This is a genomic window from Clostridia bacterium, from assembly GCA_028698525.1.
Taxonomy (GTDB): Bacteria; Bacillota; Clostridia; order JAQVDB01; family JAQVDB01; genus JAQVDB01.
The window spans coordinates 13,660-32,048 of sequence record JAQVDB010000025.1 but is presented as its reverse complement, the minus strand read 5'-3'; the positions used below and the strand labels follow the sequence as shown (position 1 = coordinate 32,048).

Sequence of the window (18,389 nt, the reverse complement as noted above, 5' to 3'; positions counted from 1 at the left end):
ATATAAGCAAAACTCCGAAAAACTCATACGCATTGAAGATGAAGTATCAAAACATGAAGAAGTCATATTACGCAGGATAAGATAAATAAAATAAACAACAAGCATACTTTTTAAAATATACAAAGAAGGCTGATTAAATAATATATTTGTGAGGTCAGCATGAATAAATATATTGAAAATAAAGCAAAAAAACTAATAAAAAAACACAATACTAGAAACCCTTTTGAGCTAGCTAAAGCAATGAACATAAATGTGAGATTTTATAACTTCAAAAAACTTAAAGGGTTTTATACATACCATCGGAGAAACAGGTATATTGGTATAAACAGAAACCTTTGCGATATAGAACAACAGCTATGCTGCACACATGAAATAAGTCACGACCAACTGCACAGACATCTCACCTATTATATGAAAGACTACAATATTTTTACCAATGTTAAAACCGAATACGAGGCTAACCTTATGGCTGCACATATACTTGTACCTGACAATTTGTTGGACAAGTATTCGGGACTTAATTTTTCTGTAGAACAAATCGCAGCAATAGAAAAACTATATCCTGACTTAATCAAACTCAAATTTAAAGATTTGAGTATTTTTTAATACCGTTACAGAAATATTTACCTTAACTGGATTATGTCGGATGTTGTCGAATATGTGTTTGTAATCAACGTCCGCTTATAATAAAACTATTATATTAGGAGGTTAATATCAATGAAAAGATTTTTATCTATTTTAATTATTTTATCTCTATTGTTTATATTTATAGGGTGTTCTGATAATCAAGATGATGTATCGGATACGTCAGACAATTCTATAAATACTACAGAAAGCGATTCGAAAGTATCATTCGGTAAGGATAATCTAGATATACTATTTAGTGATCCTGGAAAATACAAAGAATCGAAAATCGAATTTACCGGTCTAGTATTTACTTCACCTGAAAAAGATGAAGACGGAACTTACTTGCAAGTATATGCTGACCCTGAAAATTTAGAAAAGAATATACTTGTAGGAATCGAAGACCCTAACTTCCAAGTAAAGCAGGATGACTATGTGAAAGTAACTGGTGTAGTTAAAGACGTAGCAGAAGGGGAAAATGTTTTTGGGGCAGAACTTATGGCCCCATTAGTTCTTGCTGACAAGATAGAGGTAGTCGATTATATAACAGCAGTATCTCCAACATTGAAAACTATTGATATAAACGAAAGCGTAGATCAACATGGCTTTGAAATTACTCTAGAAAAAATAGAATTAGCAGAAAACGAAACAAGAGTATATATTAAAGCTAAAAACGGTACTAATGAAGATGTGTCCTTGTGGGAACATTCTGCAAAACTGATACAAGACTCAAAACAATATGAATCAGAATACAACTATGAAGCTAATTATCCCGAACTGCAATCCGATTTGTCGCCCGGGATTGAAACGGAAGGGATAATTAGCTTCAAACCGATAGATGAGAATATAAAAAAATCAAAATTCATAATTGAAGGATCTTCAGATAATTACGATATTGAAATAAACCCATTTTCATTTGAATTTGAAATGGATTAAAACAATATTACTGCCAGCCGACTATGGTTGGCAGTATATTTTTCGAAATTTATGCTAACATATATTCTATAGATAAGCAAACGAGGTGATTCAATGGACCGTGTATGCATATACTTAAGAAAATCTAGAGCGGATGAAGAGGCTGAAAAACTGGGTACCGGTGAAACCCTAGCTAAACATAAAAAAACATTATTTGAAGTAGCTAAAAAGCTGGACCTAAACATAATTAAAATTCATGAAGAGATTGTATCCGGCGAGAGTCTTATACATAGACCTGAAATGTTAGAACTGTTAAAAGAAGTTGAACAGGGACTATATGACGGAGTGCTTGTCATGGACATGGATCGTCTGGGCCGTGGAAATATGCAGGAACAAGGACTTATATTAGAAACTTTTAAAAAAGCTAGCACTAAAATAATTACACCCCGCAAAATTTATGATCTTCAAGATGAATTTGATGAAGAATACAGTGAATTTGAAGCCTTCATGGCCAGAAAGGAATTAAAGATAATAAATAGGCGTTTACAGCGCGGTAGAGTCCGTTCTGTGGAAGATGGGAACTATATAGGCACTTTACCTCCTTACGGGTATGAAATTTACTATATCGACCGATACAGAACTTTAAGCCCACATCCAGAACAAGCTCCAATAGTAAGGATGATATTTGATCTATATACTAACCATGGTATGGGTGCCAACAAAATTGCAAACAAACTAAATGAGCTGGGATATAAAACATATACCGGCAAACGATGGTCTAGCTCCTCGGTATTAACAATATTAAAAAATGAAGTATATACCGGCAAGGTACAATGGAGAAAAAAAGAGTATAGAAAATCAGATAAGCCCGGCCAAATTAAAGAAGTTAGAACATTGCCCAGAAATGAATGGATAAGCGTTCAAGGAAAGCATAAGCCACTTATTCCCCAGGAAACCTATAATAAAGCCCAGGAAATATTAAATAAAAGAAGCCATGTGCCCTATAATACAAAGATTTCTAATCCGTTAGCAGGTCTAATTAGATGCGGCAAATGTGGTGCATCCATGGTTTTTAGAACCTATACTCGCAACAGGGATCCACATATTATTTGTTATAATCGCACCCATTGTAGCAACAAGAGTTCTAAATTCAAATATGTAGAAAGAAGGCTTTTAAAAGGACTGGAAGAATGGCTGACTAGCTATAAGGCTGAATGGGATGAGGTTAATACCAAAAGAAACTTCCCGAGCAATAATCTATTGAAGGTATATGAAGCAGCCTTGAATAAGCTAAATAATAAATTAAAACAGCTTGAGAAACAAAAGAATAACCTACATGACCTATTAGAAAGAGGCGTCTATGATATAGACACATATCTTGAACGATCCCAAATACTGGCTAAAAGAATAGATGATACTAATCATAATATTAAAAATGCTGATCAGGATTTGATTTCAGCAAGAGAAAGACTAAACGCAAAAAAGAATATAATTCCACAAGTGGAAAAAGTGTTGGAGCTTTACCCGAAAACCCAAAGCCCGGCCAAGAAAAATAAACTTCTAAAATCAGTGTTGGACTATGCAGTTTATGAAAAAGAAAAGAACCAAAGGAATGATGAGTTTACACTTGTGTTATATCCAAAGCTTCCAAAGTAATCTTTTACAATTGTAGATAAACCATTGGAGGCAATTCATTGCCTTCTTTGTCTATGCCGATAGGATCCTGTAAAGAAACTTCATTCTTTTTTTTCTTTGATGATCTTATAGTCATCAATATTTCATTCTCAATACATCTAGCAGCATATGTTGCTAATCTAGTACCCCGTTTAGGGTTAAATGTTGTAATTGCTTTTATTAGTCCTATAGTGCCAATGGATATCAGGTCATCATTCTCCTTATACGTACAGCTGTATTTTTTCACTATATGTGCTACCAATCTTAAGTTTCTCTCGATAAGTATATTTTTAGCCTGCTGATCCCCGTTTAGATAACGTATTAAATATTCTTTTTCTTCTTCCTTGGACAAAGGTTTAGGAAATGAAGTGCTACCTGATACATAACAAACTAGAAATAAAAATTCCCTTAATATAGAAAAAAGCATATAACCGGGCACACCTCCCTAAAACAGCTCACTTTAAAGTGTATGCAGTTACAAGGAGTTTTGTGCACGTCTCATTTATCTAATTTTTTATTAAATAGATTTTTTCTGCTATTCTCTTAAAAATAGGCGCTGCTACTTTTCCTCCGCCTCCTTTACTTCTATCAAACACTACTACTGCATATTGGGGCTGAACCACAGGAAAATAGCCGATAAACCAAGCTGCATATTGTTCTTGGTTAAACTGAGGTGTTCCCGTCTTGCCTGCAGTTCCTCCAACCAAGTCAGAATCTGCCGAATTACCCGATCCGTTTAATGTTACTTCTCTTAATAAAATTTTTAACATTTGAGCTGTATCTGCTGAAATAATACGTTTATTCATATTATCTCTTTTAATTAAATCGATAATCTCTTCATCTGAAGTTATAATTGATTTGACTATACGTGGTTCAATATCGGTACCGCCTCTTGCAATAATAGATATCATTTTGGCCATTTGCACAGGAGATACTTCTACCTTGCCCTGACCTATGGAAAAATTACCTATACCGGCATTGATATATTCTTTTGCAGAGGGGAGGAGCCCGGGACTTTCTCCGGGAAGCTCTATATCTGTTTGCTTTCCCAATCCAAATTTTTCTGCCATCTCTTTAATTTTTTGTCCCCCCACCTCATTACCTAATTGAATAAAAGCACAATTACAAGAGCGTGCAAATGCTTCCTTAATATCTATCATTCCATGTACATGATGACAAGAATAGTTAATCCCATGCACATCAATATCTCCATCACATAAAAACTTGTTTGAAAAATCCAACTTATCATCTTCTATAGCTGCAGCAGCGACGATAATTTTAAATATTGAACCAGGCGGATATGTTTGTATAGCTTTATTCCAAAGTTGTCCCGAGGTAGCAGCTCCGATTTCATTTTGATCAAAATTCGGTCGGCTGACCATGGCTAATATCTCACCTGTGTTAACATCCATAACTACCACTGCACCAGATTCAATCTTTTCATTATCAGAATACCCGCCATCTACTATCTTCTCTATCTCTGCTTGAATATAGTAGTCTAATGTTAGTTGTACACTTTTATTAATTTTATTATAACTATCGCCTATTATTGAATATCCAAACTGTGGTATTACGTTTTGCTTTCCATCTTTTATCATAGTAAGATATTTTTTATAATTGCTTGAATGCAAATATTTATAATATTTATCTTCTATTCCTGCACGAATTTTAGGATTGTTATCTCTAACATATCCAACAACATGCCTAGCTACAGAATGATCATCATATCGCGGATAGACATCTGCTATCAAGATACCATTATATGCGTTTTCCCTTATTAGCTTTTCCAGCACTAAATCTGTTTTTGTTATGTGATAAACTTCAACGCTATAATTGTCATCTTTCATATGTATTTTATTATCAGTCAACTTATTGATTATAATTTCAGCTTTTGCTGGATCGTCCAAAATATCCTTTATGACTATAAGTTTTTTAACCACCTTTGCATTTGTGATCGGAATAAAATTCCTATCCAATATTCTGCCGCCTTCAACTTCATTCCCGCTTATATCAATTTTTATAATATGTTGTAAAACACTTTTGTTTGACAATTCTTTGTTTTTAAAAATCTGTATAACAGCAATTTTCCCTAATAAGCTGATGAATACTACAGTTAATAAAATGCCTAAAACGATCAACCGTTTTCCTTTATACATGATAATCACCTTAACTGACTATAGATAAAACAGAAGATATAAATAACAGCAACTTGTACAGAAAAATGTTTGTTCTATACAAGTTCAGTCATACATACACTATTTTTAATAAATTCATTATCTATAGAATATTGGTTACTGTATCTTATGGATATAGTATAGCCAGCTATCGGTGGTCATATTCACATACTTTTTCTTATCATAAAAAAAGGTTGTACAGCTTTATTAACTGGAATTTTTACTATTTGTTGAGGATGTGGGGCTGAATCGATAGGATTACCATCCTGATCCGTCATTTCGTCAATAGTTTGCTCAAAAAAATCTGCCCCCGGTCCAAAAATCTCTACTGTATCACCTTTGAAGAATCTATTTCTCTGTTCAACAGTCGCAATACCTTTTTCGTTATCATAATCAATTATCAACCCGACAAATTCATAATCCCTTATATAAGAGCTGCTTGAATAAACTTGTGCATCATCAGCTCTTCCAAAATAAAAGCCTGTTGTAAATTCTCTATGGCTCACCTTCTGTAACTCCTCCATCAACTCCTTTCTTATTGTATATTTCCCACCTGATTCAAAATACTGGTCAATTGCACGTCTATATGCATTTACAACTGTAGCAACATAATAAGCACTCTTCATTCTACCCTCTATTTTGAAAGTATTTACTCCTGAATGGATCAATTCAGGCAAATATTCTATCATACACAGATCTTTAGAGTTGAAAAAATATGTCCCCTCCTCATCTTCCATGATAGGATAATATTCTCTCTGTCTTTTCTCTTCCATGAGATAATATTTCCATCTACAGGGGTGGGCACACTCTCCTAAATTTGAATCTCTTCCAGCAAGATAGTTGCTTATAAGACAACGCCCAGAATACGATATACACATTGCTCCGTGAACAAATACTTCAAGCTCGCATTCTTGGGGGAGTTTTTTTCTTATATAACTTATCTCTTCTAGCGAAAGTTCTCTTGCCATGATTATACGATCTATACCTTGTTCATACCAAAAATGAGCGCTCTTCCAATTTAGAGTATTGGCTTGAGTGCTCAAATGAATTTCCATATCAGGTGCTACTTCCCTTATTGTCGATAATATCCCGGCATCTGATATAATTACCGCATCAACACCTATTTGGTCTAAAAAAATTATATAATCATCTATACCTATAAGATGGCTATTATGCGGGAAAATATTAAGTGTTACATAAATTTTTTTATCCCTTCTATGCACAAAATCTACCGCTTTTTCCAATTCTTCGCGTTCAAAATTTCTTGCCCCTGCTCTCAAACTGTAATTTTTCCCTCCAACATATACAGAATCTGCCCCATATATTATTGCCATCTTAAGTTTTTCAAAGTCCCCAGCCGGTGCTAACAGCTCTGGTTTTTTCATTTTTCAATCTCCCTTCAAATAGCTAATTGAAACTCCATCCCCTAAAGGTATTATTGTTGTTTCTAATAGTTGGTTTGTAGTAATATAATCAATAAATTCCCTCATTTTTTTTACTATAGTTATTTTTCTTCTTTTTACCAGTTTATCATTTGCGATCATTCCCCTAAACAGAACATCATCGCAAATGATCAATCCTTCTACATTTAAATTCTTCAAACACATTTCAACGAACTCTTTATAATGGGATTTAGCCCCATCTATGAATATCAAATCATATTTTCCACCTATATTAGGTAGTATTCTTTGTGCATCTCCCTGATAGATAGTTATGTTATCCTCAAAATTCCCCATGTTAATATTTTCTCTAGCAATCTCTGCCATCCTAGGGTCCCTCTCTATAGTATCTATAATAATATCTTTCCTTGCTGTTGCCTCTGCCATTATTATGGAAGAATACCCTATTGCTGTACCAATCTCTAATATTTTATCCGGTTTTTTGATCATTATTAATAACCTTAAAAGCTGCACTATTTCAGGTTCAATTATTGGAATATGATTAGCTGCAGCATATTCTTCCAGTCTTTTGGCTAGGATGGACCTTTCCGTTACCTTTTCTCTTAAATATTTAGCTGTATAGTTATGTATAACTCTATTCACTAAACCACCTTCCTGTTTCAAAAAAATAATACGCAAGTATGCGTATTATTTCCATTGTTCTCTATATTTTTTCACTTTTTTAGAATGTTCTTCATATGTTTTGCTAAAATCCTGTTCACCTGTTTCAGGATTTTTTAATACAAAGTACATATATTCCTGTTCTAAATATTGTTCATCGGGGAAAAACGCAGCATCTATTGCATCTAAACCAGGATTTGATATGGGTCCTATCGGCAATCCCTTATTTTTATACGTATTATATGGAGAATCTTTTTGCTGATCCTCATTGGTAATTATCAAGCTGTTTACCTCCCTATCCAATATATACTGGATAGTTGCACAAGACTGCAGGGCCTGATCTTTTTTCAATCTATTATGGAAAACAGCTGATACTTTTGCAAACTCTTCCTGCTTTGATTCCTTTTCAATTATAGAAGCGAGTGTTATGATATCATCCAAGCTTTTTATATAACCATCCTTTTTATATTGACTTAACTTCTCTGCATATTTCTGCTTTAATTGTCCATCATCAAAAAGTTTGCTCTCAAAGTTATCCAACATCTTGTATACAATTATATCAGGATCAGAATCAGCATAAAACTCATATGTGTCAGGGAACAAATAACCTTCCAAAAAGTTTGGTCTATCGTAGGGAACATTATCTTTTATAAATAAATATTCATTAAAGCTTCCTTGTTCTATAACTCTATTAAACGCTTTATCATCTTCTATTACCCCTTTTTGTTCCAATACAGAGGCTACCTCATTTATATTCATTCCTTCTTTTATTGTTACTTTTAAAGTTTTAATCTTTGCATTACCAGTAACAAGTTCATCCATTACCTCTTGCATTGTCATACCAGTGTTCAGTTTATATTTGCCAGCTTTCATATTTGCACCATTATTAGAAAAGTCCACATAAAGTTTAAAGATGCTGCTGTTTTTTATCAGACCTTTTTTTTCTAATAGCTGAGCAATGGATGAAGTAGAGGCACCTTTTGGTATATTAATTTCAATATCATTTTTGTTCATAGGATCCACCGGACTCATCAGCTTATTATAAGAGGTAATTGCAACACCTATTATCAATCCTACTACGATACATATGCTCACCAGATAAATTGATAATGTACGCAATGCTTTTATTATTGAACTATTCTTTTTATTTTGCAGTTCAGTATCATTTATAAGTTGCATCCCTTGTCCTCCAAAAATTCTTTATTATATTATATAATTCATTTTTTGTTTTTACAACCTTTCTTTATTTAGACTTTCTATTGGCCAGTTTCAACCTTTGTTCTCTATTGAGAAGTTTCTTCCTAATTCTAATATTTTCTGGAGTAATTTCTACCAACTCATCATTATTGATAAATTCAAGGGCCTGTTCTAAAGTCAAATCAATTGGAGGTACTAACTTGAGTGCTTCATCTGAACCGGCAGCTCTCATATTGGACACATGTTTTTTCTTGCATACATTAACATCTATATCCCCCGACCTGGCATTCTCACCTACTACCATCCCCTGATAAACCTTTGTGCCAGGTGCTATAAACAATAAACCCCTTTCTTGGGCATTGTAGAGTCCATAAGTAGTAGCCTCTCCTGCCTCAAAAGAAACAAGGGACCCTCTCTGTCTTTGGGCAATATCTCCCTTAAATTGTTCATATCTATCAAATACATGATTTAATATCCCATTCCCCTTAGTATCTGTTAAAAATTCAGACCTAAAGCCTATTAAGCCTCTAGATGGAATTTCAAACTCTAATCTGACCCTTCCTTCATTCATTTTATGCATATTTTTCATTTCGCCTTTTCTTATGCCTATTTTCTCTATAATTGTTCCAACAAATTCTTCGGGTATCTCAATATAGAGAAGTTCTATGGGCTCACATTTTTTGCCATTTATCATCTTGTATATTACTTCGGGTTTTGATACTTGGAATTCATATCCTTCACGCCTCATAGTTTCTATCAGAATAGATAGATGTAATTCGCCCCTTCCAGAGACTTTGAATGCATCTGGTGAGTCTGTATCTTCCACTCTCATGCTAATATTGGTCTGTACCTCTTTATACAATCTCCTTCTCAAATGTCGTGAAGTCACATATTCCCCTTCGGTACCTGCAAAAGGGCTGGTATTTGCGCTAAACATCATGGATATAGTAGGTTCATCAATATCTACAAAGGGTATAGGATCCGGATGATCCTTAGCACATATAGTTTCACCTATATTGATATCCTCGATGCCCGATATAGCAATAATATCACCAAGTTTTGCTTGTTCTATTTCAACCCTACTCATCCCTTGATATTCAAAAATTTTAGCTATCCTCATAGGTTTTATGCTACCATCTTTTTTACACACATCAACTTCTTCCCGATAGTGAATAGCACCTTGTTCTACTCTGCCAAGGGCTACCCTTCCTAGATACTCGTCATATTCCACCGAACTTACTAAAAATTTAAATGGTCTATCTAAATATCCCTGGTTAAAAGGAACTTCATTTATTATCAAATCAAAAAGAGGTGATAGATCATTTGATTTTTGATTAATATCTGTTTTTGCTATTCCGTTCTTGGCAGAAACATAGCAAATAGGGAAATCAATTAAATCATCATTTACCCCCATATCAATAAAGAGTTCGATTATCTCATCAACTACCTCTTGGGTTCTTTGGTCAGGTCTATCTATTTTGTTTACAACCACTATAGGCTTAAGATTCATCTGCAATGCCTTTCTCAAAACAAATCTAGTCTGTGGCATAGGACCTTCAAATGCATCAACTAGTAAGAGAACACCATTGACCATCTTTAAAACCCTTTCAACTTCCCCTCCGAAATCAGCATGTCCAGGGGTATCTATTATATTAATTTTTTTATCCTTATATTTTACCGATGCATTTTTTGAAAGGATAGTTATACCTCTTTCCCTTTCAAGGTCATTCGAATCCATTACTCTTTCCGCAACTTTTTCGTTTTTGCGGAATATTCCACTTTGCTTTAGCATTGCATCTATCAATGTAGTTTTTCCATGATCCACATGTGCGATTATAGCAACATTTCGTATATCTTCTCTTTTATACACTTTAAATTCTCCCTTTCAACTAGCTTAAAAAAAGATAGTCATTGACTATCTTTTTTACTCATCCTGCTTTAAAAAATCAAAGTCTATATCAACTGCATCGCCAATAATTTTATAAATATCAGATAACATTTTGCCAAAAACATATTGTGCTTGCAAAAACTCACTTATATCTCGGTTATAAGTGACTACTTCCTGGAGTTTTTGTAACTTTTCAGTTTTTTGTTTGTCTGGCTGTTTGCCTGACTGAATTTCTAATTGTACCTCAAATTGACTCTTTAAAAAATCATCAAGCATTTTTTTGGTAGTTTTATCTTTATCGATCTTTTCCTTTAAATCCTTGAGCTTTCTGTATTCAGTACTCTGGGATAAAGCCCTTGCCAGTTCATTAGCTTTGTCATATACATTCATAAATAACCCTCCAATTTAAAATAATTTACAATTTGATTAGCAGCGGAACAACAACAGGCACAATAAAGGATAAAAGCGCTCCAGTGACAAATGAGAGCACTGCAGCTTCAGCACCAGCATTTCTAGTTATTATCGGCAGCGTTGTATCCATCGCTGTAGCACCTGCAGGTGCTATGGATTCGATCTTACCCACTTTCCTGCATATTATTGGGATAATCAGTATAGCTATTACTTCTCTGAATATATTAGCAAGAAAAGCAACTGTGCTCAATCTCTCACTATAAATATCGGAGATTATTATGCTGGACAATGTGTACCACCCAAAACCTGCTCCTACAGCTCCTGACTCATTAAAAGGCATTTTTACAAATATACCAGCTAATCCTGCACCGACTATGCTTCCTATTGCTATAGCCAAAGGTAAAAGTATTATTCTCCATCCCACATCCCTTATTTTAACAAAAACTTGTTTACTTTTGCCAATATCGATCCCTACAAAAAAGAGTAAAATATATAACCCAATATTCACTATTTGATCCAAATAAGAGATATATTCAAAATCCGAAAAAATCCTACCTGTCAAGACTCCTAAAATCAGAAATACTGTTATCTTCAATGTCACTGGTATCTCCCCATTTATTATAAAAAAAATTCTTTGCAACAATTCTTGTCAAAAACAGGCTACCAAGGATGGAACCACATGCCAGCACAAATGCTTTAAAACCGATTGAATCCCAACTGTTAATAATAGTAGCATCCAAACCTATTTTTAATCCCATAATAAACAAAATAAATAGTAAACATATAAACTGAGCTTTCGAAATACCCTCGCCCATATTATTCGGAATAATATCTAAATATCCTATTATCCAGCCTATAGCAATGAATACGAGATAATAAATCATTTTAAACACCTGTATTTTTCAAATTAATTGCATAGATGACTCCTATTGAATTAAGAAACAATATAGTTTATCTATGGATTATCAAGTTAATAAAATTCAAATTTTTAATAAGACCAATTATAACATTTTTTCGCCCTTTTAAAAAGATCAAATTTCCATTATTATAGGTAATATCATGGGGTTTCTCTTGGTCTTTTCATACAAAAATTCTCTTAATGCGCTCTTCATATATGATTTTAATGTAGCCCATTCAGTTATCTGCTTTTCTTCACACTTTGCAAGTGCTTCCTTTACTTTTTCTCTTGCTTCTTCCATAAGATCCTCAGATTCTCTTACATACACAAAGCCTCTAGAAATAATATCAGGTCCGGCAATAATTTTTCCTTCTTCTTTGGTAATGGTAACTACTACTGCAAGAATTCCATCTTGAGATAAATGCTTTCTATCCCTCAAAACGATGTTTCCTACATCCCCGACTCCCAGACCGTCTACCAATACATCTCCCGATGATACCCTGCCGGCAATTTTTGCTCCTTTTTTATTGATCTCTAAAACATCACCTATGCTGGGAATAAATATATTTTCCTTAGGCATGCCTAACTCTTGTGCAAGATTTGCATGTTGTTTCAAATGTCTATATTCACCGTGTACCGGCATAAAATATTTTGGTTTAACCAACGCATGCATCAACTTCAACTCTTCCTGGCATGCATGTCCTGATACGTGAACATCTGCTAGAGTTTCATATATTACATCTGCTCCTTTTTGAAATAGCTGGTCTATAACTCTGGATACTAATTTTTCGTTACCGGGAATAGGGGTTGAAGAGATGATAACCATATCCCCTGGAACTATTTCTACCTTCCTATGGTTTGATGTAGCCATTCTCGTCAATGCAGACATGGGTTCACCCTGGCTACCTGTGGTAATTATGGTCACCTTGTCATCGGGATATTTATTGATATCATCAATATTAACAAGCATATTATCCGGTATATCAAGATAACCTAGCTCACGAGCAACACTCATCACGTTCTCCATGCTCCTTCCAGACACAGAAACAACCCTTCCATACGCCAATGAAGCATTAATTATCTGTTGTATTCTATGAACATTTGAAGCAAAAGTAGCTACAAGTATTCTTTGTTTTGCCATTTTGAAAATTTCAGTAAAACTATCACCAACACTTCTTTCAGACATAGAATAGCCTTTTCTCTCAACGTTTGTACTATCAGCCATCATCAATAGTACGCCTTTTTCACCTAAACTAGCAAATCTATGCAAGTCCATTACTTGGTCGTCTATAGGAGTATAATCTACTTTGAAATCCGAAGTATGAACTATAGTTCCTATCGGTGTATGGATTGCAAGAGCAACAGTGTCAGGTATACTATGGCTGGTTTTTAAGAACTCTATTTCAAATAACCCTATTTTCATTTTATCCCGTGGTTTAATACATATCTTTTTGACGCTATCATTCATACCATGTTCTTTTAACTTGTTTTCTACCAACCCAAGAGTAAGTCTAGTCCCATATATTGGCACATTTATCTGTTTCAATACGTACGGCAAGGCCCCTATATGATCTTCATGTCCATGAGTAAGCAGTATGGCCTTTACCTTTTCTTTATTCTTTACAAGATAGGTCACATCCGGAATCACTATGTCAACGCCTAACATTTCATCTTCTGGAAAACACAATCCACTATCTATTACAATTATTTGATCCTTATATTCGATGACGGTCATATTCTTTCCTATTTCATATAGACCGCCTAAGGAAATTATCTTTAAATTTTGATTCTTCTTTGTTGCCACTATTAGCATCTCTCCTTGTATTTATATTTTTAAAATCCGTTCCTATACTAAAACAACAATAAAAATCCTGCATTGTTTTGATGCAGGAACCAGCCCTACCTACAATCACTGCAGTAACCGAAAAACTTAACCTTGTGATTTATTATTTTAAAGTTGTTATTTTTATCAATCTTATCTTCCAACTCATCTAATAAATCATCCTCAACTTCTATTACTTTACCGCATTTTAGGCATATTAGATGATGATGGTGATGGTCTTCCTCTTTATGATTCAGCTCATATCTACTGCATTTATCGTCAAAATTATGTTTGTATATTATATCCATGTCTTCTAGTATCTGTAACGTCCTATATACTGTAGCTAGGCCTATCTCTGGATACCTAGTCCTGACCAATTCATATATCTCTTCAGTATTCAAATGCTTACCTTCGTTTTCTATAAAAGTATCTATTATTGCACGTCTTTGCGTAGTAAGCTTATAACCACTAGACTGCAATTTCTCTTTTAAATCTTCTATATCAACATACATGATATCACCTGATAAACTTTTTTGGATTCAAAAAAAAACTGATCATTCCTCATAATATAATTGCTCAAATGCGCTAAAAACTGCTTTTATTTCCCGCTCATCATCCAATCCAACATAAACGTCTTGGCCTTGATTATCTTTTTCTATCCTCAATATTACCACTTCATCTTCCTCTACACCTTCCATTTCCTCCATAGGAGAAAGTATAACATATTGATTATCATTATATTCCAGTGTAGCTAGATGTTCGAACCTTACTTCTTCATCATCCTCAGTCAATAAAATAACTTCATTTTTTTCATTCTCCAAACTTTACTCATCTCCTTTTAATTTCTACTATCCAGGTAGGATTGTAGTATATATACCGCTGCTATTTTATCGATAATATTTTTTCTCTTTTTTCTGGTCACATCTGCTGCAATCAACATCTTCTCTGCAGCAACCGTTGTCAGCCTTTCATCCCAAAAAATATAGTCCAAATTAAGCTCTTTTTTTAATTTTTTAATATAAGATATTACTTTCTCGCTTTGTGGCCCAAGACTTCCATTCATATTCTTGGGTAGGCCGACTACAACTTTGGTAGCCTTATAATTCTCAGCTATTTTTTTTAACTCATCAATATCTTTACATTTTCCATCCCTTATAACAGTAGTAATTCCTTGCGCCGTTATACCAAGCTCATCGCTGACCGCCACTCCAATTTTTTTGTCACCAACATCAAGACCCATTATTCTCAAAATAATATTCTCCCTTAAATAATCTTTATACAGAATTCTGGACAGAATGCACCACAATATCCACAGAGCAGACACTTATCTTCATCTATCTCTGCCTTACCATTGTTGATTGCTATTGCATTCTGACTACATCCCTTTAAACAGCTTCCACAACCCTGGCACCAAAAATCTACCAGCACTTTCCTTTTCTTGGACGAAATCCTATCCATTATTTCAGGATCAGGTATTTTATCTTCGAACATTGCAATATTTGCTATCACTTCTTCCCTGCTCTGCATTCCCAACGCTATCGAATCTAAAAAATCCAAATTTATGACATATCTTAAACATTCCTGGTATTTCCTGATTAAATTTCCCCCTCCTAAAGGTTTCATACCATATATACCCTTTCCGTTGATCTTTGCCTGCTTTATCTGCTCTTCCATTTCTTTTGCCGTTCCGTCCTGTATTCCCAATCCGTCTATATTTATCAAAGGATGTATCACATCTATTGCATCCATCTTTTTAGCTGCTCTGACAGCAGCTACAGTATGAGTTGATATCCCAACGGCCCTTACCTTACCCAGCTCTTTCTGTCTTAAAAAATACTCAATCGCCGGATAATGCCCTTTTAATGTCAATTCACTTTCCTGTTCATGGATCATAAAAATATCAACATAATCCCGTCCAATACCTTTAAGACAAAGATCGAGACTTTTCTCTGCTGTTTTTTTGTCATATGCGTATGATTTTGAACAAATTATCAGATCTTTTTTATATTTTAGCACTCCTTTTATATAATCGTAATTATCATACAGTTCAGCAGTATCGATAAAATTTACCCCTCTATCTACTGCTTCTAAAATTACATCTATTCCATCCTTCAAAGAAAGGTTTGCTTGTAAAGGAGAAATTGTCAAGGATCCAAAACATAGTCTAGAAACCTTAATACCAGTATCTCCTAAAACCCTATATTCCATTTGTTGAGTTCCCCCTGCTAAAATTCACGTCGTTATCAATATATCCAGCTATAATATACAATATACTCATTACCAAATAAATCATACTAGTTGCAGCAAAAACTATCCCCGAGTCATTAACTACCAAACCTATTATAGCACCGATAATATTGGCGTACCAAAACATAGTCATAGTATCATAATCATCCATAACCTTTTTTAAAAGACCCACTGGTCTATAAAACAACAAACCTAATGATAAAATAAAAGAGATGAGCACTCTGCTCCAAATAGTATACTTCATTAATTTAAAATTCATGTTAATCTTTCTTACGGCAGTATCGAATATCAATTTTACTCCATATTGACGAACACCAATAAAAACATTTGCTATATGACTATTTCTTTCAGTAAAATAAATATCCCAGATAGTAAATATGGCTATTGAAATAATACAAAATATCGGAATTATGATATTGTTTTTCAAATCAAGATTTATATCAAATATACTAAATATTAGAAACAATGCTGATATTCCTACAGATATACTCAATCCCAAGTTTGCACCCAGTTCCGATGAAATACTTAATACAAAAGTGAAAACAGGGATTGCACAGGCTAAAAATTTGTTAATATATTTATTTTGAATTCCTAAACCAGCAAATAACATACCCGAACCTAAAAACAATCCTCCATATTCATTTCCTATACCATAATATCTAGCGCCAATAATAGGATCGTAGCCCATTATTGAATTCTTATTTAAAAAACCACCTGTCAATATGTCAATAGCAATTATAGCATATATCATTCCAGACAGGACAAATAATTTATCGTCATTTCTCTTTAATAAAATACCAATAAAAAAAACAACTATTATTGAACCTAAAACTGTGAATATGATCTTAAAAGATTGAGAACTTGTTTGTAAAATTGGTTCTATCAAAAGCACTAAAGGAACTGACATACTGATCAAAATCAAGTGCTTGGCTATTTTGAATGCTTTTATAGAAAACCTTTTGTTAAAAACAACCATAAACAAAAACATCGCTATCAAAATTATCTGATATAAAGCATAACCCTTTAATATATGCGTCCTAATTTTTGCCGTTGCCACAGTCTTATTGTTCAAATTATTTATATGCTGAATATTTTCTTCCAGCTCAATATTATATATATTATCTCCCGTCATTCCATGGTTGTCTATATCGAACTCTTTCAATATACTAGGGGCAATATCTATATTTGCAACAATGCCTTTTCTTCTAGTGGTGTTAGATGTTATAACACCTGGCTTTATATCTCTTTTATAAATAATTAAAGGTGTCAACTTATCACCTTTAATATTATTGTCTAAAGAATAAAAGGGCGTTGTAATAATTAAAGTAGTATTATGTGAATCAAAAAAAGCAATCAATCTTTTTATAAATAACCCTATATCATTTAATATTTGTACCTTATGACTTTCATACATCTCGGCATTTAAAAAATACTTATATCTTTCCAGCCTAGATATATCCCCGGTTTCAATTACCCAAAAATCATACTTTTCATAATTTTTTCTGACAAAGGCTTCTACAGAATTATAGTCTGTTTTTATCCCATAAGGATAGCAAATATCTTTAGTTATAATTTCATTTCCAATAAGTCCTCCGTCTATAATTCCTTGATCATCCATTGCAATAAGAGCTGCAGGGTTTATAAAAAGTTCATCGGTATAGCAGTTGCCAATCAATGCCACTTTTTTTGCGTTTTGTCTTATCAAATTTCCCAACTTACCGGGTACTGCGTAAAAACTATTCGTCTCATTTAGTGCCTTTATCCTATTTATCTCTAAATTTACAATGTTATCTTTATTTGCTTTTATACCCGTTCTTCTGTAAAATATATCGCCTATCTCTCCTACAGCTTTGATAGCATTGCAATTACTTCTCTGTGCATTCGCTCTAGCTCCACTTCCAATGGACGCATAACCTTTGTATGTAGTAGCCTTTCCCGCCCCATTTACATTCATGAGCCCTATAGAACTTTTCGCCATTAAACTATTAAAATGAATATTATCTTGCAGCTCTTTAAAACTTACTTTATTTACCACAATCAAGACAACTTTATGATCTCCAAAATCTTCAGCCATACAAAGGTTTGCATTACGCAAAAAAAAAGTCATCAAAAAGATGGAAATTAAAATTATCTTTTTGCTAAGTGACATACTAACCTTCCTTTATTTGTTATTTTCTATATAGTATGTCACTATTTCCTCTAATAATTCATCTCTTTCCAATTTTCTTATCAAGGTCCTCGCATTATTATAACTGGTAATATACGTTGGATCACCGGAAATAATATACCCTACAATCTGATTTACAGGATTATATCCCTTTTCATTTAGAGAATTATAAACTGAAAGTAGTATTGTTTTTGCTTTGTTTTCCTTTTCCTTATTTATGCTAAACTTCATGGTATTTTGAATATCGTCCATATTTGATATCCCCCCCCAGAAATTGTTTACAACTTAATAATAAGGCATATATGCTAATTA

General features: G+C 33.7%; 18 protein-coding genes and 1 pseudogene. 3 read left to right on the top strand and 16 right to left on the bottom strand.

Annotated elements, in window-relative coordinates; all coding sequences use genetic code 11:
- Positions 1-159 precede the first annotated feature (159 nt).
- From PHP06_05220 to PHP06_05210, 3 genes are all read left to right on the top strand, one after another.
- Entirely contained in the window at positions 160-606 is a 447-nt protein-coding gene (locus tag PHP06_05220) for an ImmA/IrrE family metallo-endopeptidase (GenBank protein MDD3839957.1), read from the top strand.
- Positions 607-717: 111 nt separating this feature from the next.
- Positions 718-1,560: a DUF4352 domain-containing protein gene (locus PHP06_05215; protein ID MDD3839956.1), complete on the top strand. Its 843-nt coding sequence runs from the start codon at positions 718-720 to the stop codon at positions 1,558-1,560.
- Between the two features lie 93 nt (positions 1,561-1,653).
- Positions 1,654-3,195 (top strand): recombinase family protein, encoded by a 1,542-nt coding sequence (locus PHP06_05210; protein ID MDD3839955.1) that lies wholly within the window; start codon positions 1,654-1,656, stop codon positions 3,193-3,195.
- Positions 3,196-3,226: 31 nt separating this feature from the next.
- On the opposite strand, the pseudogene PHP06_05205 reads toward PHP06_05210, so the two are convergent.
- The 16 genes and pseudogenes from PHP06_05205 to PHP06_05130 all read right to left on the bottom strand — a co-directional run bounded on the left by PHP06_05205 (position 3,227) and on the right by PHP06_05130 (position 18,338).
- Positions 3,227-3,640, bottom strand: a pseudogene (locus PHP06_05205) (sigma-70 family RNA polymerase sigma factor).
- Positions 3,641-3,719: 79 nt separating this feature from the next.
- Positions 3,720-5,369, bottom strand: a complete 1,650-nt coding sequence (locus tag PHP06_05200; protein ID MDD3839954.1) for a penicillin-binding protein 2 — start codon at positions 5,367-5,369, stop codon at positions 3,720-3,722.
- Between the two features lie 182 nt (positions 5,370-5,551).
- The gene (locus PHP06_05195) at positions 5,552-6,772 is read right to left on the bottom strand and encodes a U32 family peptidase (GenBank protein MDD3839953.1); all 1,221 of its coding nucleotides are present in this window, start codon (positions 6,770-6,772) and stop codon (positions 5,552-5,554) included.
- Between the two features lie 3 nt (positions 6,773-6,775).
- Positions 6,776-7,429 carry an O-methyltransferase gene (locus tag PHP06_05190; protein ID MDD3839952.1) on the bottom strand — a complete coding sequence of 218 codons (654 nt, stop codon included), beginning with the start codon at positions 7,427-7,429 and terminating at the stop codon, positions 6,776-6,778.
- A 45-nt stretch (positions 7,430-7,474) separates the two neighbouring features.
- Entirely contained in the window at positions 7,475-8,626 is a 1,152-nt protein-coding gene (mltG, locus tag PHP06_05185) for an endolytic transglycosylase MltG (protein MDD3839951.1), read from the bottom strand.
- Between the two features lie 64 nt (positions 8,627-8,690).
- A complete protein-coding gene (typA, locus tag PHP06_05180) occupies positions 8,691-10,514 on the bottom strand; it encodes a translational GTPase TypA (GenBank protein MDD3839950.1) in 1,824 nt (607 codons plus the stop codon).
- 54 nt (positions 10,515-10,568) lie between these two features.
- Complete coding sequence (locus tag PHP06_05175) at positions 10,569-10,922, bottom strand: YlbF family regulator (GenBank protein MDD3839949.1); 354 nt, start codon at positions 10,920-10,922, stop codon at positions 10,569-10,571.
- Positions 10,923-10,947: 25 nt separating this feature from the next.
- Entirely contained in the window at positions 10,948-11,544 is a 597-nt protein-coding gene (locus PHP06_05170) for a lysine exporter LysO family protein (GenBank protein ID MDD3839948.1), read from the bottom strand.
- A complete protein-coding gene (locus tag PHP06_05165; GenBank protein MDD3839947.1) occupies positions 11,495-11,827 on the bottom strand; it encodes a LysO family transporter in 333 nt (110 codons plus the stop codon). Before PHP06_05165 ends, PHP06_05170 begins: the two co-directional genes overlap by 50 nt.
- Before the next feature lie 147 nt (positions 11,828-11,974).
- Complete coding sequence (locus PHP06_05160) at positions 11,975-13,654, bottom strand: ribonuclease J (GenBank protein MDD3839946.1); 1,680 nt, start codon at positions 13,652-13,654, stop codon at positions 11,975-11,977.
- A gap of 86 nt (positions 13,655-13,740) precedes the next feature.
- Complete coding sequence (locus PHP06_05155) at positions 13,741-14,175, bottom strand: Fur family transcriptional regulator (GenBank protein MDD3839945.1); 435 nt, start codon at positions 14,173-14,175, stop codon at positions 13,741-13,743.
- Between the two features lie 42 nt (positions 14,176-14,217).
- On the bottom strand, positions 14,218-14,484 hold the full coding sequence (locus PHP06_05150; GenBank protein MDD3839944.1) for a DUF1292 domain-containing protein: 267 nt from the start codon (positions 14,482-14,484) through the stop codon (positions 14,218-14,220).
- Positions 14,485-14,501: 17 nt separating this feature from the next.
- On the bottom strand, positions 14,502-14,912 hold the full coding sequence (gene ruvX, locus PHP06_05145) for a Holliday junction resolvase RuvX (protein MDD3839943.1): 411 nt from the start codon (positions 14,910-14,912) through the stop codon (positions 14,502-14,504).
- 14 nt (positions 14,913-14,926) lie between these two features.
- Complete coding sequence (locus PHP06_05140) at positions 14,927-15,871, bottom strand: aldo/keto reductase (GenBank protein ID MDD3839942.1); 945 nt, start codon at positions 15,869-15,871, stop codon at positions 14,927-14,929.
- Entirely contained in the window at positions 15,861-18,059 is a 2,199-nt protein-coding gene (locus tag PHP06_05135) for a hypothetical protein (GenBank protein MDD3839941.1), read from the bottom strand. Before PHP06_05135 ends, PHP06_05140 begins: the two co-directional genes overlap by 11 nt.
- A 12-nt stretch (positions 18,060-18,071) precedes the next feature.
- Positions 18,072-18,338 (bottom strand): IreB family regulatory phosphoprotein, encoded by a 267-nt coding sequence (locus PHP06_05130; GenBank protein MDD3839940.1) that lies wholly within the window; start codon positions 18,336-18,338, stop codon positions 18,072-18,074.
- Positions 18,339-18,389 lie beyond the last annotated feature (51 nt).

Coding starts and splice junctions, on each gene's coding strand:
- PHP06_05220 (MDD3839957.1), top strand. CDS start 160: ATGAATAAATATATTGAAAATAAAGCAAAAAAACTAATAAAAAAACAC.
- PHP06_05215 (MDD3839956.1), top strand. CDS start 718: ATGAAAAGATTTTTATCTATTTTAATTATTTTATCTCTATTGTTTATA.
- PHP06_05210 (MDD3839955.1), top strand. CDS start 1,654: ATGGACCGTGTATGCATATACTTAAGAAAATCTAGAGCGGATGAAGAG.
- PHP06_05200 (MDD3839954.1), bottom strand. CDS start 5,369: ATGTATAAAGGAAAACGGTTGATCGTTTTAGGCATTTTATTAACTGTA.
- PHP06_05195 (MDD3839953.1), bottom strand. CDS start 6,772: ATGAAAAAACCAGAGCTGTTAGCACCGGCTGGGGACTTTGAAAAACTT.
- mltG (MDD3839951.1), bottom strand. CDS start 8,626: ATGCAACTTATAAATGATACTGAACTGCAAAATAAAAAGAATAGTTCA.
- PHP06_05175 (MDD3839949.1), bottom strand. CDS start 10,922: ATGAATGTATATGACAAAGCTAATGAACTGGCAAGGGCTTTATCCCAG.
- PHP06_05165 (MDD3839947.1), bottom strand. CDS start 11,827: ATGATTTATTATCTCGTATTCATTGCTATAGGCTGGATAATAGGATAT.
- PHP06_05160 (MDD3839946.1), bottom strand. CDS start 13,654: ATGCTAATAGTGGCAACAAAGAAGAATCAAAATTTAAAGATAATTTCC.
- PHP06_05155 (MDD3839945.1), bottom strand. CDS start 14,175: ATGTATGTTGATATAGAAGATTTAAAAGAGAAATTGCAGTCTAGTGGT.
- PHP06_05140 (MDD3839942.1), bottom strand. CDS start 15,871: ATGGAATATAGGGTTTTAGGAGATACTGGTATTAAGGTTTCTAGACTA.
- PHP06_05135 (MDD3839941.1), bottom strand. CDS start 18,059: ATGTCACTTAGCAAAAAGATAATTTTAATTTCCATCTTTTTGATGACT.